We start from the raw sequence: 24,182 nt of genomic DNA on the forward strand, positions 1-24,182 counted from the left end.
ATTCATGCGTCAATTTCGTTTGGAGTATTGATTCATGCGCTTTTGTAATGTGTTGGCGCAGCCAAGGCGATTTTCCCTCTGGCGCGGTATCCAACTAGCGCCACCCCCCTGTCCGACCCATCGGGGTTTGTCCCTATGCGCCTGAACCGCCTGCAGGCGCTGCGCGCCGTGCTCGAGACCGGCAGCGTTACCGAGGCCGCGCATCGCATGCATCGGACCCAGCCGCAGATCAGCCGGCTGATCTCGGCACTGGAGGAGGAAGTCGGCTTTCCGCTGTTCCTGCGCCAGGGGCGCGGCCTGATCCCGACGCAGGAATGCCTGCGCTTTTACGAAGGCACGCGCCACATCCTGGCCGGGTTCGAAGAGGTCTCGCGCATCGCCGATTCGATCCGCGACAGGCAGGACGCCTGGCTGCGCATCCTGACCCAGCCGTACTTCGCCTACAGCGTCACGCCGCGCGCCATCGCCGAGTTTGCCCGCAGTCATCCGCATACGCGGGTGTCGCTGGAGGTGCGCTCGCGGGTCGACGTCGGCCTGTGGATGTCCGGGCAGCAGTTCGACCTGGGCGTGGCGGCGCTGCCGATCGACTTCCCCGGCATCATCTCGCGCACCTTCGCCCAGGTGCGGCTGGTGATCGCCATGCCCGAGGGCCATCGGCTGGCGGCCAAGGCGGTGGTCACCGCCGACGACATCCAGGACGAGCCTTTCATCGCGCTGCGCCCGTTTACCCTGCTGCGTCAGCACATCGACGATCTGATGGCCAGGCGCCGGCTGCCGCTGCGGCTGGTGATGGAAACTTCCTCCGGCCAGTCGGCCTGCCAGTTGGCGGCGCTGGGCATCGGCATTGCGCTGGCCGATCCGATCCTGGCGGCCAATGTGCCGGGCATCGTGCTGCGCGATTTCGAGCCGCGGTTGACCATGCCCTACGGCTTCCTGTTGCCCAGCGCCTTTGCGCCGTCGGAGCAGGCGCGCGAGTTCGCCCGCATGCTGATCCGGCTGGTCAAGGAGATGGCGCCGGAACGGGTCGAACTGATCGAGCCCGATCCCGCCGAAAGCGACGCGTTGATGGCGTTCCCGTGAGACCGGCGCCGCCCGCGCCAGGCCTGGTCGATCCGCGAGACCGCCACATGCCGGAAAACGCGGGTGCGGCGCGCCGGTTACAACGCCCGGCTATGAGTTAAAGGTAATTGAATATTTCCAAATATCGGCCGGCATAAGCATCATGCGGTATCGGGGCCTTTCGCCCCGGCCGCGGGTTTCCCGCGTAGCGTCTTTCATCCGGAGAAGCCCTTTGCTCAAACGACTGCTCGCCTCGGCCCTGATGCTGACGGCGCTGGCCGCCAGCGCCGCCCAAGCCCAGCAAGCGCCCCAGGCCCTGCTCAACACGTCCTATGACATCGCGCGCGAACTGTTCGCCGCCATCAATCCGAAATTCCAGGCCGACTGGAAGGCCAGGACCGGGCAGGACGTCACGATCGAACAGTCGTTCGCCGGCACCTCGCGCCAGGCGCAGTCGATCATCCAGGGCCTGAAGGCCGACGTGGTGACCTTCAACCAGGTGCCCGACGTCGACATTCTGGCGCAGAACAAGCTGCTGGCCGCCGACTGGCAGAAGAAGTTCGCCAACAACAGCTCGCCCTACTACAGCACCATCGCCTTCCTGGTGCGCAAGGGCAATCCCAAGAACATCAAGACCTGGGACGACCTGGTGCGCGACGACGTCAAGCTGGTGTTCCCGAATCCCAAGACCTCGGGCAACGCGCGCTACTCGTACCTGGGCGCCTGGCTCTACGCCAACGAGAAGTTCAAGGGCGACGACGCGCAGACCCGCGCCTTCGTCGGCAAGCTGCTCAAGAACGTGGAGAGCTTTCCCACCGGCGGCCGCGGCGCGACCGTGGCGTTTGCCCAGAACAACCAGGGCGACGCGCTGCTGACCTTCGAATCCGAGGTCAACAACATCGCCAAGGGCGACGAGTTCAAGGCGCAGGGCTTCGAGGTGGTGGTGCCGCCGGTCAGCGTGCTGGCGGAGTTCCCGGTGGCGGTGGTCGACAAGGTCGCCGACGAGAAAGGCACGCGCAAGGTCGCCGAGGCCTATCTGCAATTCCAGTACTCGCCCGCCATCCAGAAGCTGCTGACCGATTTCAACTACCGGGTGCATGACCCCGAGGCGGTCAAGGCCGCGGCCAGCCGCTTTCCGTCGATCCGGCTGATCAATCCGCAGGACGTGCTGGGCTCGTGGGACCAGATCACCAAGACCCACTTCGCCGCCAACGGCGTGCTCGACCAACTGCTGGGCGCCGGCCGCTGACGCGCCGCGTCGATCCCCGCCTTCCGTCTCGTCAGCCGGCCGCCCGCGAGGGTGGCTGGCGTTTTTACGTTCAGGTCCGCATGTCCACGTTCTTCCGGCAGCATCCCGTCCTGCCCGGCTTCGGCCTCAGTTTCGGCGTCAGCAGCCTGTTCATCACGCTCGTGATCCTGTTGCCGCTGTCGGCCCTGCCGCTCTACAGCAGCCAGATGAGCTGGGGCCAGTACTGGCAGGCCGTCACCGACCCGCGCGTGCTCGCCAGCTACCGCGTCACGCTGCTGGCGGCGTTCTATTCGACCGCCGTGGTGCTGGTCATCGGCCTGTTGCTGGCCTGGATCCTGGTGCGCTACCGCTTCCCCGGGCGGGCCCTGCTGGACGCCGCCATCGACCTGCCATTCGCGCTGCCCACGGCCGTGGCCGGGCTGACCCTGTCGGTGCTGCTGGCGCCGGGCGGCTGGGTCGGCCAATGGTTCGCGCCGCTGGGCATCAAGATTTCGTATGCATTCCCGGGCCTGGTGATCGCCATGATCTTCACCAGCCTGCCGTTCGTGGTGCGCTCGGTGCAGCCGGTGCTGGCCGACATCGGGGCCGAATACGAGGAAGCCGCCCGCACGCTCGGCGCCAGCCCGGGCCAGACCGCCTGGCGCATCCTGCTGCCGGCGCTGGTGCCGGCCCTGTTCACCGGCGGCTCGCAGGCCTTCATCCGCAGCCTGGGCGAATTCGGCGCGGTGGTCATGATCGCCGGCAACATTCCCTACAAGACCGAGGTGACGTCGTTGATGATCTTCAGCCGCCTGGCCGAATACAACTACCCCGCCGCCGCCGCCATCGCGACCGTGGTGCTGGCGGCCTCCCTGCTGCTGCTGTTCGCCCTGCAGGTGCTGCAGGGCCGCCTGCTGCCGTGGCAGCGCGTGCCGGGAATCTGAGCCATGACGCGCCCTTCCCCCTGGCCGCGCCGCCTGCTGATCGGCGCCGGCCTGCTCGCCGCCCTGCTGTTGCTGGCCTTGCCGCTGGCCCTGATCTTCGCCCGGGTGATCGCCGGCGGCTTCGACGCCCTGCTGCAGAACCTGGGCGCCAGCGACATGCGCGCCGCCATCGGCCTGACCTTGCTGGCCGCAGTGGTCAGCGTGCCCGTCAACCTGGTGTTCGGCGTGCTGCTGGCCTGGTGCGTGACGCGCTACGATTTCCGCGGCCGCCGCCTGCTGGTGGCGCTGGTCGACATTCCCTACGCCACCTCGCCGGTGGTGGCGGGCCTGTGCTACCTGGTGGTGTACGGCCTGGAAGGCATCTTCGGCCGCTGGCTCAGCGGCCACGGCGTGCAACTGATGTTCGCCTGGCCCGGCATCCTGATGGTGACGGTGTTCGTGACCTCGCCGTTCGTCGCGCGCCTGCTGATTCCGCTGATGCAGGCGCAAGGCCAGGAAGAGGAACTGGCCGCGCTGACGCTGGGCGCCAGCGGCTGGCAGATCTTCCGCCGCGTAACGCTGCCCAACATCAAGTGGGGCCTGCTGTACGGCGCGGTCATCACCAATGCGCGCGCGGTCGGCGAGTTCGGCGCGGTGTCGGTGGTGGCCGGCGCCATCCGGGGCAAGACGCTGACGCTGCCGCTGCTGATCGAACAGCTCAACGATGACTACAAGACCGTTGCCGCCTTCACGGCGGCGGCGCTGCTGGCCTGCATGGCGCTGCTGACACTGGTGGTCAAGACCTATATGGAGCGGCGCCGGGGCGCGGCCCGTCCCGCGCCGACGCACTGACCGCGGCGCCCGTCACGGCGTGAAATGGCGGTTGGCCGGACGCGGCAGCCCCAGGTTCTCGCGCAGGGTGCGGCCCTCGTACTCGCGCCGGAAGATGCCGCGCCGCTGCAGTTCCGGCACGACCTGGCCGACGAAAGCGTCCAGGCCGCCCGGCAACCACGGGAACATGACGTTGAAGCCGTCGGATGCCTCGGTCTCCAGCCATTCCTGCATCTGGTCGGCGATGCGCGCGGCGGTGCCGACCATCGCCAGCCCGCCATAGCCGCCCAGGCGCTGCGCCAGTTGACGCACCGTGAGCGATTCGCGCTCGGCCAGGCGCAGCACGCGTTCCTGGCTGCTCTTGCTGGCGTTGGTCTCGGGCAACGGCGGCAGCGGCGCGTCCGGATCGAAGCGCGAGGCGTCGCACCCCAGCGCGACCGACAGCGAGGCGATCGCGCTTTCGTAGTGCACCAGGCTGTCCAGGCGCGCGCGGATGGCCCGCGCCTGGTCATCGGTCTCGCCCACCACCACCAGCACGCCGGGCAGGATCTTGAGATGGTCGCGGTCGCGCCCCAGCCCGTCCATGCGGCCCTTGACGTCGGCATAGAAGCGTTGCCCTTCCTCCAGCGTGGCAGAGGCGGCGAATACCACCTCGGCGGTCTCCGCCGCCAGTTGCCGGCCGGGCTCGGAGGCGCCCGCCTGCACGATCACCGGCCAGCCCTGCACCGGCCGCGCGATGTGCAGCGGTCCGCGCACCGACAGGTGTTCGCCGCGGTGATCCAGCGTGCGCAGGCGCGCCGGGTCGAAATAGATGCCGCTGTCGGCGTCGCGGATGAAGGCGTCGTCGGCCCAACTGTCCCACAGGCCCGTGACCACGTCGTAGAACTCGCGGGCGCGGGCATAACGCCGGGCATGGTCGGGCTGTTCGGTGCGGCCGAAATTGAGCGCGGCGTCGGGATTGGAGGTGGTCACGATGTTCCAGCCGGCGCGCCCCTGGCTCAGGTGGTCGAGCGAGGCGAAGCGCCGCGCCACGTGGAACGGTTCATCGAAGGTGGTCGACGCGGTCGCCACCAGCCCCAGCCGCTCGGTCACCTGGCTCAACGCGGACAGCAGCGTGAACGGCTCGAACGAAGTGGCGGTATGGCTGCGCTTGAGCGCCTCGATCGGCATGTTCAGCAGCGCCAGGTGATCCGCCATGAAGAACGCGTCGAAGCGCGCCCGCTCCAGCGCCTGGGCGTAGCGCTTGAGGTGCTCGAAGTTGAAATTGGCGTCGCGCTGGGCGCCGGGGTAGCGCCAGGCGCCGGTGTGGATGCTGACGGGGCGCATGAACGCGCCCAGCTTGAGTTGACGTTGCGCTGGCATGACAAGAACCCTGTTTTCGCCGAAACGAAAAAGATAGCGCGCCCCGACGGCCAGGCGAACCAACCTGGCGCTATATGGCTATAAGCCGGCGCGTCGAGCGCGCGCCGGTTATTTGGTCATGACGCACAACTAAACAACCAATCCTTCGTTGGTCGCCGCGCGGCGCTCCCGTAATGTTTGCCGGGCAAGCAGGGACCTTCCCCTGCGCCTCGCGACATGACCCACGGAGAGCGCCAGCATGAACCAGCCTTTGCACCCGAGCCACGCGTCACGGTCCGCCGCCGTCAAGGCGACCCTGGATTTCCCGGTGATCGACACCGACGTGCACGTCAACGATTACGCGCCGGTCCTGGAGGACTATGTCCAGCACTACGGCGGCGGCAAGCTGGTGGATGCGCTGCGCAAGGCGCTGGGTTCGCGCTTCGCCACCAAGAGCGGCGGCAAGGACTGGTACCAGCAGACGCCGGCCGAGCGCCAGGACAACCGCACCCTGCGCTCGCCCTGGTGGGCGCGGGTCACGCGCAACACGCTGGACCTGGCCACCTACACCCTGCCCGAGCTGCTCAACGAGCGCCTGGCCGAGCAAGGCGCGGACTACTCCGTGCTGTTCCCCAATGACGTCCTGGCGCCGCTGGCCGCGGGCGACGAGTTCCGCCAGCCGCTGCACCGCGCCATCAACCACTTCCATGCCGACCAGTACCGCAAGTACAGCGACCACCTGACGCCGGTGGCCGGCATTCCGCTGAACACGCCGCAGGAAGGCATCGAGGAACTGGAGTTCGCGGTCAAGACGCTGGGCCTGAAAGTCATCAACATCGCCGGCGGCGTGAAGCGGCCGATCAAGGCGATCGCGCGCAAGTATCCCGCCGCCGACCATCCCGAGATCTCGAAACACGCCAGCTACATCGACTTCTACGGCATCGACAGCGAGTACGACTACGACCCGTTCTGGGCCAAGGTGGTCGAGCTGGGCGTGCCGGTCACCACGCACTACGGCAGCCAGGGCTGGACCGGGCGCCATTCCATCAGCAACTACATGTTCAACCACATCGGCCACTTCGCCGATGGCTCGCAGGCCTTCGCCAAGGCGCTGTTCTTCGGCGGCGTCACGCGGCGCTTTCCGAACCTGCGCGTGGCGCTGCTGGAAGGCGGCGCCGACTGGGGCTCGCACGTCTACACCCACCTGGTGGACCGCTGGGAAAAGCGCAACCGCGCCGCGGTGCAGAACTACAACCCGGCCAACGCCGACGTGGCGCTGCTGCACGAGCTGTTCCAGCGCTACGGCGCCGATTTCATCCGGGGCCGCGACATCGACCCGCAGCAGTTGCTGCGCGACAGCCTGGGCATCTCGGCCCTGCCGCACAGCCGCGACCCGCATCCGGACGAACTGGACGACTTCGCCGCCGCCGGCATCGAGTCGGTCGAGGACATCCGCAAGCGCTGGGTCGACAGCTTCTACTTCGGCTCGGAATCCGACGACCGCACCGTGGCGGCGGCCTTCAACGACAAGGTCAATCCGCTCGGCGTGAAGATCAACGCCATCTGGTCCTCGGACATCGGCCACTGGGACGTGCCCGACCTGACCGCGCCGCTGGCCGAAAGCTGGGACCTGGTCGAACAGGGCGTGATCAGCGCGCAGGACTTCAAGGCGCTGGTGTTCGGCAACCCCTACCGCTTCTATACCGAGGCCAATCCGGCCTTCTTCCAGGGCACCGCCATCGAGCGCAAGCTCGCCGCCGCGCCCGCGCGCGCGGCCGCCTGATCCCGCCCGCCGCTGTTTGCCAGACCGCCGGGTGGCGTGATGCCGGCCGGTTGCCCGATCCTTTCCTGAATGAGTCTTTCCATGAAGTCATTGACGATCCTGAGTAAACGCGTTGCCGCGCTGGGCCTGGTGGCCCTGGCGGCGTGGGGCGGCAGCGCCCGGGCCGCCGACGTGATCCGCGTCGGCGTGGCCACGGCCGGCGGCGGCGACCCGATCACCTGGGGCGGCTCGCCCGGCGGCGTGGTGCGCGTCAACCAGTGGCTGGAACAGGCCTTCGCCGCCGACGGCGTCAAGGTCGAGTGGCTGTTCTTCAAGGGCGCCGGCCCGGCCGTCAACGAGGCGCTGTCGAACAAGCAGATCGACTTCGCCTACCAGGGCGACCTGCCGCAGGTGGTGGGCCGCGCCAACGGCCTGAAGACCAAGCTGCTGCTGGTCAGCGGCGCGCGCAACAACCTGTACCTGGTGACGCCGCCGAACTCCCCGCTCAAGTCCATCGAGGACCTGAAGGACCGCAAGGTGTCGATCTTCCGCGGCACCAACGGCCACCTGGTGGCGATCAACGTGCTGGCCGCGCATGGCCTGGCCGAGCGCGACATCAAGGGCGTCAACCTGGATGCCGGCAGCGCCCAGGCGGCGCTGGTGTCCAACGGCGTGGACGCGGCCTTCGGCGGCTACGAATGGTTCAAGGTGCGCGACCAGGGCCTGGCCAAGGTCATCTACAGCACCCAGGGCCAGGATCCCGCCTACACCCGCCAGGCCTCGCTGCTGGTGCGCGAGGACTTCGAGCGCGAGAATCCCGCCCAGGTGCAGAAGGTGGTGGACGTGTTCGTGCGCGCCGCGCAGTGGTCGTCCGACGAGAAGAACCGCGACGCCCTCTTCAAGATCTGGGAAAAGAGCGGCGTGCCCTACGCCTCGTGGCAGGCCGAGTTCGACAAACAGGACCTGGCCTCGCGCAACTCGCCGCTGATCGACGACTTCATCATCGCCCGCTACAAGGCGGTGGTGGCCGACGCCGCCAAGCTCAAGCTGATCCGCCGCGAGGTCTCGCTGGACGGCTGGTTCGATCCGCGCTATCTGCAGAATGCGCTCAAGGCCCAGGGGCTGGAGCGCTACTGGACCGCGTTCGACGCCGCCGGCAAGCCGGTATCGGGCCCGGCGCAGGCTGCGCGCTGACGGGACCGCGCCATGGCCTCTCTTTCTCATCACGCCCTGCCGCGCCTGGCCCCGGCGCCGGCCTGGGCGCGCCAGGCGGCCTGGACCGCCGCGCCCTGGCTGCTGCCGCTGGCGCTGCTGACGCTGTGGCAGACTGGCGCCAGCCAGGGCTGGATCTCGCCGCAGGTGCTGCCGCCGCCCGCCTTCGTCTGGGACACCCTGCGCGACCTGGCGACCAGCGGCGACCTGTGGCTGAACACCCGCGCCAGCCTGCAACGGGTGCTGGTCGGCTTTGCCCTGGGCAGCCTGCTGGGGCTGCTGCTGGGCACGGCGATGGGCCTGTCTCGCCGGCTCGAGGCCTACGTGCTGCCGACCTTCAACGCGCTGGTGCAGATCCCGGTGCTGGCCTGGCTGCCGTTCGTGCTGCTGATCGTCGGCATCGGCGAACCGCTCAAGTACATCCTGATCGCCAAGGCGGCGCTGGTGCCCGTCACGCTCAATACCTTGCAGGGCTTTCGCCAGGCCAGTCCGGCGCTGCGCGAAGTGGCGCGGGTCTATGGCTACAGCCGGCGCCAGGAAGTGCTGGAGGTGGTGGTGCCGCTGGCCCTGCCGACGCTCTTCACCGGCCTGCGGCTGGGCTTCACCAAGGCCTGGCTGTCGCTGGTGGTGGTCGAGCTGGTGGCCTCCAGCGAGGGCCTGGGCTACCTGATCGTCTATGGCCGCCAACTGTTCCAGCTCGACCTGGTGATGGCCGCGGTGATCGTGGTGGGCGCCATCGGTTACGCCATCGACCGGCTGCTCGACTGGACCGAGACGCGCCTGATCCACGGCCGCCGCGGCGCCGCCAACGTACAGGTGCGGCCATGAACGCGCCCACGCCTGCCTCGCGCGACGCGGCCGAACTGGCGCTGGCGCAACCGCTGGCCGTGCGCGGCGGCGGCCGCTGGCGCGGCCTGGTGCTGCCGGTGGCCGCCATCGCGCTGTGGTGGCTGCTGGCCCGCGCCGACCTGGTGAACTCGGCCCTGCTGGTGTCGCCCGGCAAGGTGCTGGCCACCGCCGCCGACCAGATCGTCGGCGGCAAGCTGTGGCGCGCACTGGGCGCCAGCCTGGCGCGCGAGCTGACCGGATTCGCCATCGGCACGGTCTCGGGCCTGCTGCTGGGGGTGCTGCTGGGCCTGTCGCCGCTGTTCAACCGGCTGGTGGGGCCGAGCTTCAACACCTTCAAACAGATCTCGCTGTTCGCCTGGATTCCGCTGATCTCGGTGTGGTTCGGGCTGGGCGACACCGCCAAGGTGGTGTTCCTGTCGCTGGCGGCGCTGGTGCCGGTGGTGGTCAACACCTGCGATGGCGTGCGCAACGCGCCGCCCAAGTTGCTGGAGGTGGCGCGGGTCTACGGCTACAGCCGCTGGCAGACCTTCGCCCAGGTGGTGCTGCCAGCCGCCGCGCCGGCCATCTTCACCGGCGTCTACCTGGCGCTGATCTATTCCTGGCTGGCCACCATCGGCGCCGAATACCTGCTGGTGGCGGGTGTCGGCATCGGCAACCTGCTGATCGAGGGCAGCGAACATTTCCAGATGGACCTGGTGATCTTCGGCATGTTCGTGGTCGGGGTGATCGGCTGGCTCATGAATGCCCTGGCCCGCGTGGCCGAACGGCGGCTCGCGCGCCTGCACGGGCAGGACCAATAACCGCAGGAAAACTCAGGCATGACTCAACCTACTTCGCTGGACCTGTCGCTGCAGGCGGTCGGCAAGCGTTATCCCAGCGCCCAGGCCGAGGGCGGCGTGCTGCAGGTGCTCACGGGCGTGGACCTGGACATCCCCGCAGGCCAGTTCGTTTCCATCGTAGGCGCCAGCGGCTGCGGCAAGTCCACCCTGCTGCGCCTGATCCTGGGGCTGGACGACAGCTTCGAGGGCGCCATCACGCTGGGCGGCGAGCCGGTGCGCGGCACCGGGCCGGAACGCGGCATCGTGTTCCAGGACCACCGCCTGTTCCCGTGGCTGACGGTGGCGCAGAACATCGCCGTGGGCCTGCGGAACGCGGCGATTTCCAACAACGAAAAGCGCGACCGGGTGGCCGAGCACATCGCCCTGGTGGGGCTGGAGGGCTTCGAGCAGTCGTATCCCCACCAGATCTCGGGCGGCATGGCGCAGCGCGTGGCGATCGCGCGCGGCCTGGTCAACCGGCCGCGCGTGCTGCTGCTGGACGAACCCTTCGGGGCGCTCGACGCGCTGACCCGGGCGCGGCTGCAGACCGAGTTGCAGCGCATCTGGCAGAAGGAGCGCATCACCATGCTCCTGGTGACGCACGATGTCGAGGAAGCGGTCTACCTGGGCGACCGGGTGGTGATCATGCAGCCGCGCCCGGGGCGCATCCGCCGCATCGTCGACGTGCCGCTGGCGCACGCCCGCAACCGCAGCGATCCACGCTTCATCCGCCTGCGCGACGACGTGCTGTCCGACTTCCTGGAGCCGGACGGCGCGCCCGCCGACGACAGCCCGCCGCTGGGCGCGGAGGCGGCCGGCGGCGTGCCGGCGCTGCCGTCGCTGGCCTCGCTGCGGATGGCCTGGTGATGCCTGCGACGGCCACGCCACTTGTCGCGCCCTGACCGCCTGTTTCGTCACTTGCCGACGGCCGCCGCCCGAGCGAGGCCGCCATTCCTTTTGGAGGGAAACCCATGACCCGCCCCTCGCGCCAGATCAAGCTCGGCGCCTTCCTGATGCAGACCGGCCACCACATCGCCGCCTGGCGCCATCCCGAGGCCCAGGCCGACGCGCCGGTCAACTTCCGCCACTACGTCGAACTGGCGCGGCGCGCCGAGGCCGCCAAGTTCGACGCCATCTTCCTGGCCGACTCGGTCGGCGTGCGCAACACCGACCTGCCATCGCTGTCGCGCACCGCGCGCAGCGACCATTTCGAGCCGCTGACGCTGCTGTCGGCGCTGGCCGCCGTGACCGAGAAGATCGGCCTGATCGCCACCGTCTCCACCACCTACAACGAGCCCTACCACGTGGCGCGCAAGTTCGCCTCGCTCGACCACATCAGCGGCGGCCGTTCGGGCTGGAACCTGGTGACCTCCAGCGGCCAGGGCGAGGCGCAGAACTTCAACCTGGACGAACACGTGGAACACGCCCGCCGCTACGCCCGCGCCGCCGAATTCCACGACGTGGTGCTGGGGTTGTGGGACAGTTGGGAGGACGACGCCTTCCTGCGCGACAAGGCCAGCGGCCAGTACTTCGACCCCGCCAAGCTGCATCCGCTGCGCCATCGCGGCGAGCATTTCTCGGTGCGCGGGCCGTTGAACGTGTCGCGTTCGCCGCAGGGCCGGCCGGTGGTGGTGCAGGCCGGCGCCTCGCCCGCCGGCCGCGACCTGGCGGCGCGCACCGCCGAGGTCATCTTCGTGGCCCACCAGACCTTCGACGAAGCCCAGGCGTTCTACCGCGACATCAAGGGCCGCGCCGTGGCGTACGGCCGCGATCCCGACGATATCAAGATCATGCCCGGCATCTTTCCCGTGATCGGCCGCACCCAGGCCGAGGCCGAGGACAAGTTCGCGAGCCTGCAGGACCTGATCCATCCGGTGGTCGGCGTGCAGTTGCTGTCCAACATGATCGGCGGCTTCGACCTGTCGGGGTATCCGGTCGACGGGCCCCTGCCCGACCTGCCCGAGACCAACGGCGGCAAGAGCCGCCAGCAGTTGCTGATCGATCTGGCGCGGCGCGACAACCTGACGATCCGCGAGCTGTACCTGCGCATCGCCGGCGCCCGCGGCCACCAGCAGGTGGTCGGCACGCCGCAGAGCGTGGCCGATCAGTTGCAGCAATGGTTCGAGGAAGATGGCGCCGATGGCTTCAACATCATGTCGCCATGGCTGCCCGGCGGGCTGGACGACTTCATCGAACTGGCGCTGCCGGAGCTGCGCCGCCGCGGCCTGTTCCGCAGTGAGTATGAGGGCGCCACGCTGCGCCACCATCTCGGCCTGGCGCGTCCGCCGCATCGGGCCGTGGCGGCGGCGCAAGCCGCTGTCGCCGAGGCGGAAGCCGCCTCCGCCTGAGGCCGGGCGTGGCGGGACGCCAGGCGGCCCGGCGATATCATCCTGGCTCATAGCAGATAGGCGGTTTTTCATATTGATGAATGACCGCGCTGGCCTCATCATGGCGCGGGGTCCGTCCGGACCCCGCGCCGATTCCGCCACCGACATGCCGCACAAACCGCTCGCCATCCTGCAAATGGGCCGTCCGCCCGAAGACCTGCGCGCCACCCACGGCGAACAGGCCGACTGGGTCGCCGCCGCCCTGGACGGCATCGACGTCCCCCTGGCGGTCCTGCATCCCGCCGCCAGCGACGCGCTGCCCGACCCCGCCTCGCTGCGCGGCGCGGTGCTGACCGGCTCCTGGTCCATGGTGACCGACCGCGAGCCGTGGAGCGAGCGCACCGCGCAATGGCTGCGCGACGCCATGGCCGCGCAGTTGCCGCTACTAGGCATCTGCTATGGCCATCAACTGATGGCGCACGCGTTCGGCGGCGTGGTCGACTATCACCCGCGCGGCCGCGAAATCGGCCTGCATACGGTTCAGCGCCTGCCCGCCGCGGCCGCCGATCCGCTGCTGGCGAGCCTGCCCGACCGTTTCCTGGCGCACCTGACGCACGAGCAGAGCGTGCTGCGGCCGCCCGCGACCGCGACGGTGCTGGCCGGCACGGCGCACGATCCGCACCAGGTGCTGCGTTACGGCCCGCGCGCGCTGTCGGTGCAGTTCCACCCCGAATTCACCGCCGGCCTGATGGACGCCTGCCTGGCGCGGCGCCAGGGCCTGCTCGCGGCGGACGGCCATGACGTCGCCGCGCTGCGCGCCGCCCTGGCGCCCACCCCGCACGCGCAATCGATCCTGCGCGGCTTCGCGGCGGCATGCTGACCTATCTGCTGTGGTCGCTGCCGGCGCTGATCGTCATTGCCGCCATCGCCAGCGGCCGCCTGAACACCACCCTGGCCGCCGTGCTGGGCCTGCTGGCGGCCGCGCCGGTGGCCCTGTTCAGCGCGCCCGGCGTCTTCGGCGCGGGCCATCTGGGCCATGCCCTGGCGCGCGGCCTGTGGATCGGCGCCATCATCACTCCCTACATCCTGGGCGGCCTGCTGTTCTGGCAGATGGCCGCGCGCGGCGATCCCGGCCAGCGTGACGCGCTGGCGCCGGCCGACCCGCTGGCGCGGCGCCGCCTGCTGTTCTTCGCCTGTTTCCTGATCGGCCCTTTCGCGGAGTCGGCCACCGGCTTCGGCGTCGGCATGCTGGGCACGGTGCTGCTGATCCGGCCGCTCGGCTTCAAGCCGCGCGAGCTGATGGTGTTCGCGCTGTTGAGCCAGACCCTGATCCCCTGGGGCGCCATGGGCAGCGGCACGCTGCTGGCCTCGGCCTATGCGCGCGTGCCGGCAGCCCATCTGGCGCTGGTCGGCATGGTGCCGGTGGCCCTGCTGATGATCGTCTGGATGACATTGTTCTGGCGCACCGCGAACCGCGCCGGACTGCCGGCCGCCGCCAACGAGCGCGCCCGCGAGGCCGGCTGGATGCTGGCCTGCCTGGCGCTGCTGACGGCGGCCACGGCGCTGCTGGGGCCCGAGACCGCCTTGCTGGCGGCCTATGGCCCGCTGATCGTGCTGCGTTTCGTGCTCGACCGCCGGCCCGGCCGCGCCGAGCTGCGCGCGGCGGCGCGCGGCGCCCTGCCCTACATCGTGCTGATCGCCTGCCTGGTGGTGACGCGCCTGACGCCAGGCCTGAACCCGGCCCTGGCCCGGCTGGCCAGGATCGCGCCCTATCCCGACCTGCCCGCCTGGGCGCCTTTCCTGCACGCCGGGAGCTGGCTGATCGGCGGCGCGCTGCTGATGGCGCTGCTGCGCCGCCAGCCCGGCCTGCTGGCCGGTAATGCGCGCCACGCCTGGAACACCGGCAAGCACGCAGTGCTGTCCGTGTTCCTGTTCGCGATGATGGCCGAGGTGCTGGCCGGCGCCGGCATTTCGCAGGCTTTCGCGGATGGGTTGTTCCGCAGCCTGCAGGACTGGACGCTGCTGCTGACGCCGCTGCTGGCCGGCGCCTTCGGCATCCTGGCCAACAGCGGCAACGCGCCCAACAGCCTGTTCATGCCGTCGCAGCTATCGCTGGCGCTGCACGCCGGCCTGAGCCTGCCGGCGGCGGCCGCGCTGCTGCACGTGTCGGGTACGTCGATGGGATTCTTCTCGCCGATCCGCATGTCGATCGCCGCCGGCCTGGCCCACGGCCGCGGACAGGAGCGCGCGGTCTACGCGCAACTGCTGCCGTTCGCGGTGGGCGCCTTCGCCATCCTGCTGGGCCTGGCGCTGCTGCTGGTGCTGGCGGGCTGAACCGCACGCCACGCCCGGCCAACGTGGCGGGCGCAGGCTAGTGCGGCGACGTCAGCCCCAGCAGGCCCGCCACCGCCAGCACCAACGCGCCCAGCGCCAGCTCCCACAGCGTGTTGCGCCGGATCGCGCGCAACGCCATCACGGGTTGTGTCCGGATGCGCGCGATCCAGCGATAGCGGTTGCACAGCGCCAGGCCCGTCATGGCCAGCGCCAGCGCCACCTTGACCATCAACGCCTGCACGTATCCGGAGGCTGGGTCGGGCAACCCGGGGCCGAGAATCAGCGCCGCATTGGCGACGCCGCTCAACAGCAGCACGGCCACGGCCACATGCCCCCAGGCCGAAAACCGCAGCAGCGCCCGCGTGGCGTCCCGCCGCCACGCCGGCCGCCGCCAAGCCGCCAGCCACAGCAGGAAGACCAGCAGCGATCCCAGCCAGAACGCCGCCGCCAGCACGTGCAGGAAGTCATTCAGCGCGTGCGCCAACCCCAACCAGCCCTCGTGCATCGCCGCATGGCCGCTCAGGGCCAGCGGCGCCAGCGCCAGCGCGGCGACCCCGGCGATCAGGCTGGGGCTGCCGGGCCGCAAGCCGAGCACCACGCCCAGCAGCGCCGCCGCGGCCAGCGCCCGCACGATCCAGACCTGCCCGTAGCGCGTCTGCAGGATGACGGTGTCGAGCATGTCTTCATCGAACATCGCGTGCCAGTCGCCGGCGATGCTGGCGGCCTGCAACGGCAACAGGCACAGCGTGGCGACGAGGCCGACGATCCCCGCCAGGCGGAAAGCGCGCCGCAGCGCGGCTTCCGTCTCCAGCCCGAGGCGGGGCGAACCGCCCAGGGCCAGCATCGCGCCAGCGCCGAACAACACCGCCACCGCGCCGGCGGCGAGGGCCCGGCACAGCGCGAACGCCAGCAACAACGGGGTCATCTCAAGGCTTGACCGTGAAGGTCCAGGCGCCGTCGGTCTTGTGGCCGTCCTTGGACAGCGCTTGCCATTTGACCGTGTAGGCGCCGGCCGGCAGCGGCTGGGCCACCGGCAGCACCAGGGTCTTGTCGTCGCCGGGCGCCGGCGCCGCCTTGGCCGTGACGGCGGGCTTGCCGGCGGCATCCAGCACGGTCAGCGTGGAAAACGCGGGCTCCAGCCCTTCGGAAAAGCTGGCGCTCACCGAGGACGGCGTGGCCACTTCGGCCTTGTCGGCCGGCGTAGCGCGCTGCAGGTGGGCGTGGGCCCAGGCCCATTGCGGGGCCAGGATCAGCGTGGCGGCGATCAGAACGGGTTTGAACATGATGAATCTCCTGGAAAATGGGCGGCGCCGGGCCGCGTGGCGAATAAGAGACGCGCGGCAGGCGCGGGGGGAAAGACGCGGAAGGAATGGCGCGCGAGACGGGGCGAGGCAGGCGCCAGGGCCGGGGTCCCGTGCGTGTCAACGACGAGCGAGCCGGGCGAAACCGTGCAGGCGCGGCGCGAAAACGGCATCAGGCCGCGCGCGGCGGGGCCCGTGACTGCTGTGGCAGCCACAGCGGCTCGCCGCGGGGATGCGGCGCGACGTCGATGGCAAAAGGCAACGCCGGCAGCTCGGCCGGCAGGCGCCAGGCGATGCCGGCTGGCGCGGGCGGGCAAGCCCCGCCCAGCATGGCGCAGGTCGATGCGCAGCAGTGCGGCAACGGGCCGCCCAGGGCCCCGGCGTCATGGCCGGCCGCGGACGGGCTGGCCGATGTATCCGCCGCCAACACCACCACGCGCGGACCGCTGGCGGTGCAGAGGATGACGCTGGCGCCATTTCCGGACACCCCCGCGGACGCCGCCGGCGCGGGCGCGCCGAACGCCGCGGAGGCCACCAGCGACTGGAAAACCAGCAACGCCGCCGCCAGCCACGCCACCGCGCGGCGGGTGGCGGCGGACGGGCTTGTAAACGTAACCGGCGTGTGCATCCCCATGGTGGCCACGAGCTTACGACGGCCGCCGGAGGGCCGCAACTTCAATCTGACCCGCTACAACTGTTATGCTCCACGCTTTCAACATTTGAAGTCGCAGCACACCATGGGTCTAGAACAGCTCGCCGCAATCCGAGAACTGCTCGTGAAGCAGGCTCCCGAAGAGGCGGCTTCCAAAAAGAAACCCGCCCGTCCGGCCGCCAACGAAGCGGGGTCGCGCAAGCCCTCCGCGCGTCCGTCCGACGATGCGGCTGCCGCCCGGAAGAAACCTGCGCGTTCGCCGGCTGGCGAACGACGCGAGGCGCCGGCGGTCGACCCGGTGCTGATCGCCATTTCGCGGTTGCAACGGCAATTCCCCAAGGCCTTCCCCAAGAAGCCGGCGCCCAAGGTGCCGCTCAAGCTGGGCGTGCTCGAGGATCTGGTGCAACACGCCAAGGCCCTGCAGCTCAGCGCCGACGAGATCAAGCAGGCCGTCAAGACCTGGTGTGACGGCCGCCGCTACTGGGACTGCATGGTCGAGGCCGCCGCGCGCGTGGACCTGAACGGCGAACCCGCCGGCGCCGTCACCGCCAACGAGGCGCAGCACGCCAAGCGCATGGCCTCGCGCCGCCACGCCAAGGCGGGCGGTCGCGGCGGCAAGGGCAATGCGAACAAGGGCAAGCCGGCCGCGGAAGGCGCCCAGCAGCCGGCGCAGGTCGAGGCCGCCGCGCCCGCCGCCACGTCCGTGGACGCGACGGTCGACACGTCTGTCGATACCTCGGTGGCAACGCCGGCCCAGGCGCCGTCGGATACGCAGACGGCCGGCTGATCGCTACATCCCAAAGAACGCGGACCGTGCGGCGCCAGGCGCTCCACGGTCCGCGGTGCTTTGGAGGGCCGGGCGGAGCCGCCCGCCTCAATCCAGCCGGATATCGGCGCTCTGCACCACCTTGGCCCAGCGCGCCCGCTCGCTGTTGAAGAACTGCGCCAGTTGCGCCGGATCGCGCACCACGATCTCGGCGCCCTGCTCGTTCAGTTGCGATTTCACGTCGGGCTGGTTGACGATCTGGCCCATCAGCGCGGCCAGCAGGCTGGCGGTCTTGTCGGTGGTGGTGACGGGCGCCATCACGCCCTGCCAGGTGCCGGACTCGAAGCCCGCCACGCCCTGCTCCGAAATCGTCGGGATGTCGGCCACCAGTTGCATGCGTTCCTTCTTCGAGATCGCGATCGCGCGCAGCTTGCCGCCCTTGATGTGCGGCAGCGTCGCCAGCAGGCCGTTCATGATGACCTGGGTCTGGCCGCCGATGGTGTCCGTCACCGCCTGCGAACCGCCCTTGTAGGGCACGTATTCCCATTGCGCGCCGGTGGCCTGCTGCACCGCCACGGCCGCCAGGTGCGGCGCGCTGCCGATGGCGGTGACGGCGAAATTCAGGCGTTGCTTCTTCGACAGCGCCACCAGCTCCGGCACGGTCCTGGCGGGCACATCGGGATGCACCGCCAGCACGTGCGGCGAATACGCCAGCATGCCGACCGCGCGCAGATCCTTGGATGGATCGAACGACAGCTTGGTGTAGACCGACGGGCTGATCGCCAGCGCGCCGACGTCGCAGAGCAGCACCGAGTGGCCCTCCTGCGCCGACTGCACCACGATGCCGGCGCCCAGGTTGCCGTTGGCGCCCGGCTTGTTCTCGACCACCACCGTCTGCTTGAGCGCTTCGGCCAGGCGCGGCGCGATCACGCGGGCGATGATGTCCGACGAACCGCCGGGCGGGTACGGCACCACGATGCGCACCGGCCGCGTCGGCCATGCGTCTGCCTGGGCCCAGGCCGGCGTCAGCCGCGCCAGTCCCAGCGCGGCGGCGGCGGCCAGCAGGTGCCTTCTGTTTGAATCCATGTTGTCTCCGTTGTCGTTGTAAGTAGAGTGTCCGGGCCGGCCGCGGCAGGCCCGGTCCAGCCCCCGGCGTCGCGCGCCGGGGTGCCGCTTGCGTCGGCTCCGCCGCCGGCGGCCCCGAGGGAAAGGCGTCAGGTCACCGGACCCGGGTTGAACAGCGCAAGGGCGTTGTGCAGCTTGAGCGCCTCGGCACAGGTCTGGCGCCGGCCGCTGGCCACGTCCAGCATCAGACGGAACAGCTCCCAGCCCACGTCTTCGATGCTGGCCTGGCCGGTGGCGATGCGGCCGGCGTCCACATCCATCAGGTCGTGCCAGCGCCGCGCCAGGTCGCTGCGGGTGGCGACCTTGATCACAGGCACCTGCGCCAGCCCATAAGGCGTGCCGCGGCCGGTCGTGAAGATGTGCAGGTTCATGCCCGCCGCCAACTGCAGCGTGCCGCAGATGAAATCGCTGGCCGGCGTGGCCGCGAAGATCAGGCCCTTGCGCGTCAGCCGTTCGCCCGGCGACAGCACGCCATCGATATTGGACGTGCCGGACTTGATGATCGACCCCATCGCCTTCTCGACGATGTTGGACAGGCCGCCCTTCTTGTTGCCGGGGCTGGTGTTGGCGCTGCGGTCGGCGCTGCCGCGTTGCAGGTATTCGTCGTACCAGGCCATTTCGCGCACCAGCGCCTGCGCCACTTCCGGCGTGGCGGCGCGCGCGGTCAACTGGTCGATGCCGTCGCGCACCTCGGTGTTTTCCGAGAACATCACGGTGCCGCCGGCGCGCACCACCAGGTCGGCCGCGAAGCCGACCGCCGGATTGGCCGTCACGCCCGAGAACGCGTCGCTGCCGCCGCACTGCACGCCCACCACCAGCTCCGACACCGGACAGGTTTCGCGGCGGCGCTGGTCCAGGATCCGCAGATGGCGCTCGGCGGTGCGCATGAGGTTGGCGATCATGGACTCGAAGCCCACGTGTTCGTCGTCCTGCAGCACGATGGTATCGACGCCGCCGTCTGCCGCCATGCCCTCGCCAGCGCGGATCGGGATGGCGCCGGGCGCCAGCAGGCGCTCGGGCTGCAGTTTCTCGCAGCCCAGGCTCACCACCATCGCGGTGCCGCCGAAGTTGGGATTGCGGGCGATGTTGTGCAGCGTGCGCACCGGAATCGTCGCGCCCGGCGCGTCGATGGCGACGCCGCAGCCATAGGTGTGCTCGATGCCCACCACCCCGTCGACGTTGGGATAGCGCGGCAACAGCTCGCGGCGGATGCGCTCGACCGCGTGTTCGACCACGCCCTGCACGCATTGCACCGTGGTGCTGATCGCCAGGATGTTGCGCGTGCCGACGGTGCCGTCGGCATTGCGGTAACCCTCGAACGTGTAGCCTTCCAGCGGCGGCAGCGGCGCGCGCTTGCGCGTACCGACCGGCAGGTCCTGCAGCGTGCGCGCGGCGGGCATGGTGGTGACGCGTTCATTGACCCAACTGCCGCGCGGCAGGTCGCGCGCGGCGTAGCCCACGATGACGTTGTAGCGGCGCACCGGCTCGCCCTGCGCCAGGTCGCGCAGCGCCACCTTGTGGCCTTGCGGCACGGCCTCGGCCAGCGTCAGGCCGTCGGCCAGCGCGGCGCCGGCCGCCAGGCCGCCGTCATTGGCGACGATGGCGACGTTGTCCTCGGGATGAATCTTGATCAGCACGGGCGCTGGGCCAGCCGCGGGCAGCATGGGGGAGTCCTCTGAGAATGGGGCGCCGCGGCAGGCGGCGCGCGATACGTTATCGTACAACCAATGCAATTATGCTTTGCCCCAAGCCTGGCTCGCATTGCGGATTTCCCGAACATTACGCCTGCAAGCGCTGGGCAATAGGTTGAACCGACCAAAATCATGTTGTACGATGACGTACCTATTCAATCAGGTCCGCGCGACAGGCTCGCCTGCCAGCGGCCACCCCGCCACTTACGGAAACCCGCCCATGACCACGCCGCAGGAGCTCAAGGCCATCGTCTCGGAAGGACTGCTCTCCTTCCCCGTGACCGATTTCGACGCGCAAGGCAACTTCAACGCCAAGACCTATGCCCAGCGCCTGGAATGGCTGGCCCCCTACGGCGCCACCGCCCTGTTCGCCGCCGGCGGCACCGGCGAGTTCTTCTCGCTGGCCCCCGACGAGTATTCGGATGTCATCCGCACCGCCGTCACCACCTGCGCCGGCAAGGTGCCGATCCTGGCCGGCGCAGGCGGCCCCACCCGCCTGGCCATCGCCTACGCCCAGGAAGCCGAGCGCCTGGGCGCCAAGGGCGTGCTGCTGCTGCCGCACTACCTGACCGAGGCCTCCCAGCAAGGCATCGCCGACCACGTCGAACAGGTCTGCAAGTCCGTCAAGATCGGCGTCATCGTCTACAACCGCGCCCAGTCGCGCCTGTCGGCCGACCACCTGGCCCGCCTGGCCGAGCGCTGCCCCAACCTGATCGGCTTCAAGGACGGCGTCGGCGATATCGAAGCCATGGTCCGCATCCGCCGCAAGCTGGGCGACCGCTTCTCGTACCTGGGCGGCCTGCCCACCGCCGAGGTCTATGCCGCCGCTTACCGCGCGCTCGGTGTGCCGGTGTATTCATCGGCCGTCTTCAACTTCGTGCCCAAGACCGCGATGCAGTTCTACCGCGCCATCGCCGCCAATGACCACGACACCACCAACCGCCTGCTCGACGAGTTCTTCCTGCCTTACCTGGAGATCCGCAACCGCTGCGCCGGCTACGCCGTCAGCATCGTCAAGGCTGGCGCCAAGCTGGTCGGCCACGATGCCGGCCCCGTGCGCGCGCCGCTGACCGACCTGCATCCCGAGGAACTGGAGATGCTCGACGCCCTGATCCGCAAGCTCGGCCCGCAATAGGCCCGCGACGCGCCACACCTGTTCGCCCCCGTTCCGGGGGCGTTTTCATTCGGAGAGATTCATGACCTTGACCGGCAATATGTTGATCGGCGCCCAGTCCGTAAAGGGCGCCGGCGCCCCGCTGCACGCCATCGACCCGGCCCGCGGCGAACCGCTGCAACCCGGTTTCCGCGCCGGCACCGCCGAGGACGTAGCGCGCGCCGCGGAACTGGCCGCCGCCGCGTTCGACCCCTACCGCGCCGCGCCGCTCGAGACCCGCGCGCAATTCCTCGAGAGCATCGCCGAAGGCATCCTGGCACTGGGCGATGCGCTGATCGAGCGCACTCACCTGGAGACCGGCCTGCCGCTGGCCCGCCTGCAGGGCGAGCGCGGCCGTACCGTCGGCCAGTTGCGCCTGTTCGCGCGCGTGGTGCGCGACGGCTACTTCCTGGACGCCACCGTCGACCCCGCCCAACCCGACCGCCAGCCGCTGCCGCGCGCCGACCTGCGCCTGGCCAACGTGCCGCTGGGCCCGGTGGCCGTATTCGGCGCCAGCAACTTCCCGCTGGCGTTCTCGGTGGCGGGCGGCGACACCGCGTCGGCGCTGGCCGCCGGCTGCCCGGTGATCGTCAAGGCGCACAACGCCCATCCCGGCACCTCCGAAATGGTGGGCCGCGTGATCCAGCAAGCGGTGGCCAGGCACGGCCTGCCCGAAGGCGTGTTTTCGCTGCTGTTCGGCGCCGGCAACGAGATCGGCACCGCGCTGGCGACGCACCCGGCCATCACCGCGGTCGGCTTCACCGGCTCGCGCCGCGGCGGCCTGGCCCTGGTGGCGGCCGCCAACGCGCGCCCGGTGCCGATTCCGGTGTATGCCGAGATGTCCAGCATCAACCCGGTCTTCCTGCTGCCTGCCGCCCTGGAAGCGCGCGCCGAAACCATCGCCAAGGGCTTCGTCGAATCGCTGGTCATGGGCGTGGGCCAGTTCTGCACCAACCCCGGCCTGGTGATCGGCATCGAAGGCCCGGCGCTGGAGCGCTTCCGCCAGGCCGCCGGGCAGGCGGTGCAGGCCAAGGGCGCCGCCACCATGCTGACCCCCGGCATCTTCGCCGCCTACACACAGGGCGAACAGGCCCTGGCCGGCCACGCCAGCGTCGCTACGCTGGGACGCGGCGAAGCCTCGCGGCCCGCCGCCAACGCCGCCGGCCCCGCCGTCTTCGGCACCGACGCCACCCGCTTCCTGGCCTCGCCCGAGCTGGAGGCCGAAGTGTTCGGCCCCGCCTCGCTGGTGGTGGCATGCCGCGACGCCGCGCAGATGCGCGCGGTGGCCGAGCACCTGGAAGGCCAGTTGACCGCGACCCTGTTCGTGGACGAAGCCGACGCCGACATGGCGCGCGGCCTGCTGCCGGTGCTCGAACGCAAGGCCGGCCGGATCCTGGCCAACGGCTATCCCACCGGCGTCGAAGTCAGCCATGCGATGGTGCACGGCGGCCCGTTCCCGGCCACCTCCAATCCCGCCTCGACCTCGGTCGGCGCCACCGCCATCCGCCGTTTCCTGCGTCCGGTCTGCTACCAGGACCTGCCCGACGCGCTGCTGCCCGACGGCCTCAAGCGCGCCAATCCGCTCGGCCTGCCGCGCATGACCGACGGCGTGCTGTCGGCCTGATCCGCTTCCGGCGAAGCCATGAACGGGCGGCCGTGGGCCGCCCGTTTTCTTTTGGATCGGCGCACAGGCATTGTCGATTCATCTTGTATGTTGTACGATGACATACATCTTAAGTTACCCAATCCCGGCCGCGGGCATGACGCTACGGCGGCCTTCACTTCGCTTCAATGGACCCAGGCATGACCACACCCCAGGAACTCAAGGCCATCGTCTCGGAAGGACTGCTCTCCTTCCCCGTGACCGATTTCGACGCGCAAGGCAACTTCAACGCCAAGACCTATGCCCAGCGCCTGGAATGGCTGGCCCCCTACGGCGCCACCGCCCTGTTCGCCGCCGGCGGCACCGGCGAGTTCTTCTCGCTGGCCCCCGACGAGTATTCGGATGTCATCCGCACCGCCGTCACCACCTGCGCCGGCAAGGTGCCGATCCTGGCCGGCGCAGGCGGCCCCACCCGCCTGGCCATCGCCTACGCCCAGGAAGCCGAGCGCCTGGGCGCCAAGGGCGTGCTGCTGCTGCCGCACTACCTGACCGAGGCCTCCCAGCAAGGCATCGCCGACCACGTCGAACAGGTCTGCAAGTCCGTCAAGATCGGCGTCATCGTCTACAACCGCGCCCAGTCGCGCCTGTCGGCCGACCACCTGGCCCGCCTGGCCGAGCGCTGCCCCAACCTGATCGGCTTCAAGGACGGCGTCGGCGATATCGAAGCCATGGTCCGCATCCGCCGCAAGCTGGGCGACCGCTTCTCGTACCTGGGCGGCCTGCCCACCGCCGAGGTCTATGCCGCCGCTTACCGCGCGCTCGGCGTGCCGGTCTACTCGTCGGCCGTCTTCAACTTCGTGCCCAAGACCGCGATGCAGTTCTACCGCGCCATCGCCGCCAATGACCACGACACCACCAACCGCCTGCTCGACGAGTTCTTCCTGCCCTACCTGGAGATCCGCAACCGCTGCGCCGGCTACGCCGTCAGCATCGTCAAGGCTGGCGCCAAGCTGGTCGGCCACGATGCCGGCCCCGTGCGCGCGCCGCTGACCGACCTGCATCCCGAGGAACTGGAGATGCTCGACGCCCTGATCCGCAAGCTCGGCCCGCAGTAAACGCCGGCCCGCAACGGGCGGCCACGCGCCGACCACTGCCTCTTGCGGTTCCGCGCAGCCAGGACGCCCTCCGCCCACCGGAGGGCGTCCTG

The 24,182-nt window shown here is 69.8% G+C and carries 22 protein-coding genes; 16 read left to right on the top strand and 6 right to left on the bottom strand.

Annotation, left to right across the window (positions count from 1 at the left end):
- Nucleotides 1-135 precede the first annotated feature (135 nt).
- The 4 genes from AAID08_RS14315 to cysW all read left to right on the top strand — a co-directional run bounded on the left by AAID08_RS14315 (nt 136) and on the right by cysW (nt 4,062).
- Entirely contained in the window at nt 136-1,080 is a 945-nt protein-coding gene (locus tag AAID08_RS14315) for a LysR family transcriptional regulator (RefSeq protein ID WP_395757784.1), read from the top strand.
- Nucleotides 1,081-1,291: 211 nt separating this feature from the next.
- Nucleotides 1,292-2,308: a thiosulfate ABC transporter substrate-binding protein CysP gene (gene cysP / locus AAID08_RS14320; protein WP_395757785.1), complete on the top strand. Its 1,017-nt coding sequence runs from the start codon at nt 1,292-1,294 to the stop codon at nt 2,306-2,308.
- 80 nt (nt 2,309-2,388) lie between these two features.
- Complete coding sequence (gene cysT / locus AAID08_RS14325) at nt 2,389-3,231, top strand: sulfate ABC transporter permease subunit CysT (protein ID WP_054430478.1); 843 nt, start codon at nt 2,389-2,391, stop codon at nt 3,229-3,231.
- A gap of 3 nt (nt 3,232-3,234) precedes the next feature.
- Nucleotides 3,235-4,062 carry a sulfate ABC transporter permease subunit CysW gene (cysW, locus tag AAID08_RS14330; RefSeq protein ID WP_064525132.1) on the top strand — a complete coding sequence of 276 codons (828 nt, stop codon included), beginning with the start codon at nt 3,235-3,237 and terminating at the stop codon, nt 4,060-4,062.
- Between the two features lie 12 nt (nt 4,063-4,074).
- Here the strand turns inward: cysW and AAID08_RS14335 are convergent, their stop codons facing one another.
- Nucleotides 4,075-5,403 (bottom strand): LLM class flavin-dependent oxidoreductase, encoded by a 1,329-nt coding sequence (locus tag AAID08_RS14335; RefSeq protein ID WP_395757786.1) that lies wholly within the window; start codon nt 5,401-5,403, stop codon nt 4,075-4,077.
- 238 nt (nt 5,404-5,641) lie between these two features.
- Between AAID08_RS14335 and AAID08_RS14340 the strand changes: the two genes are divergently transcribed.
- From AAID08_RS14340 to AAID08_RS14375, 8 genes are all read left to right on the top strand, one after another.
- Nucleotides 5,642-7,165, top strand: a complete 1,524-nt coding sequence (locus tag AAID08_RS14340; RefSeq protein ID WP_395757787.1) for an amidohydrolase family protein — start codon at nt 5,642-5,644, stop codon at nt 7,163-7,165.
- Nucleotides 7,166-7,246: 81 nt separating this feature from the next.
- Entirely contained in the window at nt 7,247-8,338 is a 1,092-nt protein-coding gene (locus AAID08_RS14345; protein WP_175167788.1) for an ABC transporter substrate-binding protein, read from the top strand.
- A gap of 12 nt (nt 8,339-8,350) precedes the next feature.
- A complete protein-coding gene (locus AAID08_RS14350; protein WP_231132942.1) occupies nt 8,351-9,184 on the top strand; it encodes an ABC transporter permease in 834 nt (277 codons plus the stop codon).
- A complete protein-coding gene (locus AAID08_RS14355; protein WP_395757788.1) occupies nt 9,181-10,005 on the top strand; it encodes an ABC transporter permease in 825 nt (274 codons plus the stop codon). Before AAID08_RS14350 ends, AAID08_RS14355 begins: the two co-directional genes overlap by 4 nt.
- 18 nt (nt 10,006-10,023) lie before the next feature.
- On the top strand, nt 10,024-10,890 hold the full coding sequence (locus tag AAID08_RS14360; RefSeq protein WP_064525120.1) for an ABC transporter ATP-binding protein: 867 nt from the start codon (nt 10,024-10,026) through the stop codon (nt 10,888-10,890).
- A 104-nt stretch (nt 10,891-10,994) separates the two neighbouring features.
- Nucleotides 10,995-12,371 (top strand): LLM class flavin-dependent oxidoreductase, encoded by a 1,377-nt coding sequence (locus tag AAID08_RS14365; protein WP_175142289.1) that lies wholly within the window; start codon nt 10,995-10,997, stop codon nt 12,369-12,371.
- A gap of 145 nt (nt 12,372-12,516) precedes the next feature.
- Complete coding sequence (locus AAID08_RS14370; protein ID WP_054502852.1) at nt 12,517-13,230, top strand: glutamine amidotransferase; 714 nt, start codon at nt 12,517-12,519, stop codon at nt 13,228-13,230.
- On the top strand, nt 13,224-14,684 hold the full coding sequence (locus AAID08_RS14375; RefSeq protein WP_082401926.1) for a hypothetical protein: 1,461 nt from the start codon (nt 13,224-13,226) through the stop codon (nt 14,682-14,684). The genes AAID08_RS14370 and AAID08_RS14375 overlap by 7 nt, the downstream gene beginning before the upstream one ends.
- Before the next feature lie 37 nt (nt 14,685-14,721).
- Here AAID08_RS14375 and copD read toward each other — a convergent pair whose 3' ends face one another.
- From copD to AAID08_RS14390, 3 genes are all read right to left on the bottom strand, one after another.
- Nucleotides 14,722-15,609: a copper homeostasis membrane protein CopD gene (copD, locus tag AAID08_RS14380; RefSeq protein ID WP_395757789.1), complete on the bottom strand. Its 888-nt coding sequence runs from the start codon at nt 15,607-15,609 to the stop codon at nt 14,722-14,724.
- Between the two features lies 1 nt (nt 15,610).
- Nucleotides 15,611-15,967 carry a copper homeostasis periplasmic binding protein CopC gene (gene copC, locus AAID08_RS14385; RefSeq protein WP_054502452.1) on the bottom strand — a complete coding sequence of 119 codons (357 nt, stop codon included), beginning with the start codon at nt 15,965-15,967 and terminating at the stop codon, nt 15,611-15,613.
- 190 nt (nt 15,968-16,157) lie between these two features.
- On the bottom strand, nt 16,158-16,613 hold the full coding sequence (locus AAID08_RS14390) for a hypothetical protein (protein ID WP_116793560.1): 456 nt from the start codon (nt 16,611-16,613) through the stop codon (nt 16,158-16,160).
- A gap of 148 nt (nt 16,614-16,761) precedes the next feature.
- Between AAID08_RS14390 and AAID08_RS14395 the strand changes: the two genes are divergently transcribed.
- Nucleotides 16,762-17,424 carry a ProQ/FinO family protein gene (locus AAID08_RS14395; RefSeq protein WP_054502450.1) on the top strand — a complete coding sequence of 221 codons (663 nt, stop codon included), beginning with the start codon at nt 16,762-16,764 and terminating at the stop codon, nt 17,422-17,424.
- Between the two features lie 87 nt (nt 17,425-17,511).
- Here the strand turns inward: AAID08_RS14395 and AAID08_RS14400 are convergent, their stop codons facing one another.
- A complete protein-coding gene (locus tag AAID08_RS14400) occupies nt 17,512-18,489 on the bottom strand; it encodes a tripartite tricarboxylate transporter substrate binding protein (protein WP_064525108.1) in 978 nt (325 codons plus the stop codon).
- A gap of 128 nt (nt 18,490-18,617) precedes the next feature.
- Nucleotides 18,618-20,192: a galactarate dehydratase gene (gene garD / locus AAID08_RS14405; RefSeq protein ID WP_395757790.1), complete on the bottom strand. Its 1,575-nt coding sequence runs from the start codon at nt 20,190-20,192 to the stop codon at nt 18,618-18,620.
- 247 nt (nt 20,193-20,439) lie between these two features.
- On the opposite strand from garD, the gene kdgD (AAID08_RS14410) reads away from it, so the two are divergent.
- From kdgD (AAID08_RS14410) to kdgD (AAID08_RS14420), 3 genes are all read left to right on the top strand, one after another.
- Nucleotides 20,440-21,354 (top strand): 5-dehydro-4-deoxyglucarate dehydratase, encoded by a 915-nt coding sequence (gene kdgD / locus AAID08_RS14410; RefSeq protein WP_059270414.1) that lies wholly within the window; start codon nt 20,440-20,442, stop codon nt 21,352-21,354.
- 61 nt (nt 21,355-21,415) lie between these two features.
- Nucleotides 21,416-22,996 carry an aldehyde dehydrogenase (NADP(+)) gene (locus AAID08_RS14415; RefSeq protein WP_116793547.1) on the top strand — a complete coding sequence of 527 codons (1,581 nt, stop codon included), beginning with the start codon at nt 21,416-21,418 and terminating at the stop codon, nt 22,994-22,996.
- A 179-nt stretch (nt 22,997-23,175) separates the two neighbouring features.
- Complete coding sequence (kdgD, locus tag AAID08_RS14420; protein ID WP_059270414.1) at nt 23,176-24,090, top strand: 5-dehydro-4-deoxyglucarate dehydratase; 915 nt, start codon at nt 23,176-23,178, stop codon at nt 24,088-24,090.
- Nucleotides 24,091-24,182: the final 92 nt, after the last annotated feature.

Source organism: Achromobacter sp. EB05 (genome assembly GCF_044232075.1).
In the GTDB taxonomy this organism is placed as follows: Bacteria; Pseudomonadota; Gammaproteobacteria; order Burkholderiales; family Burkholderiaceae_B; genus Achromobacter; species Achromobacter dolens.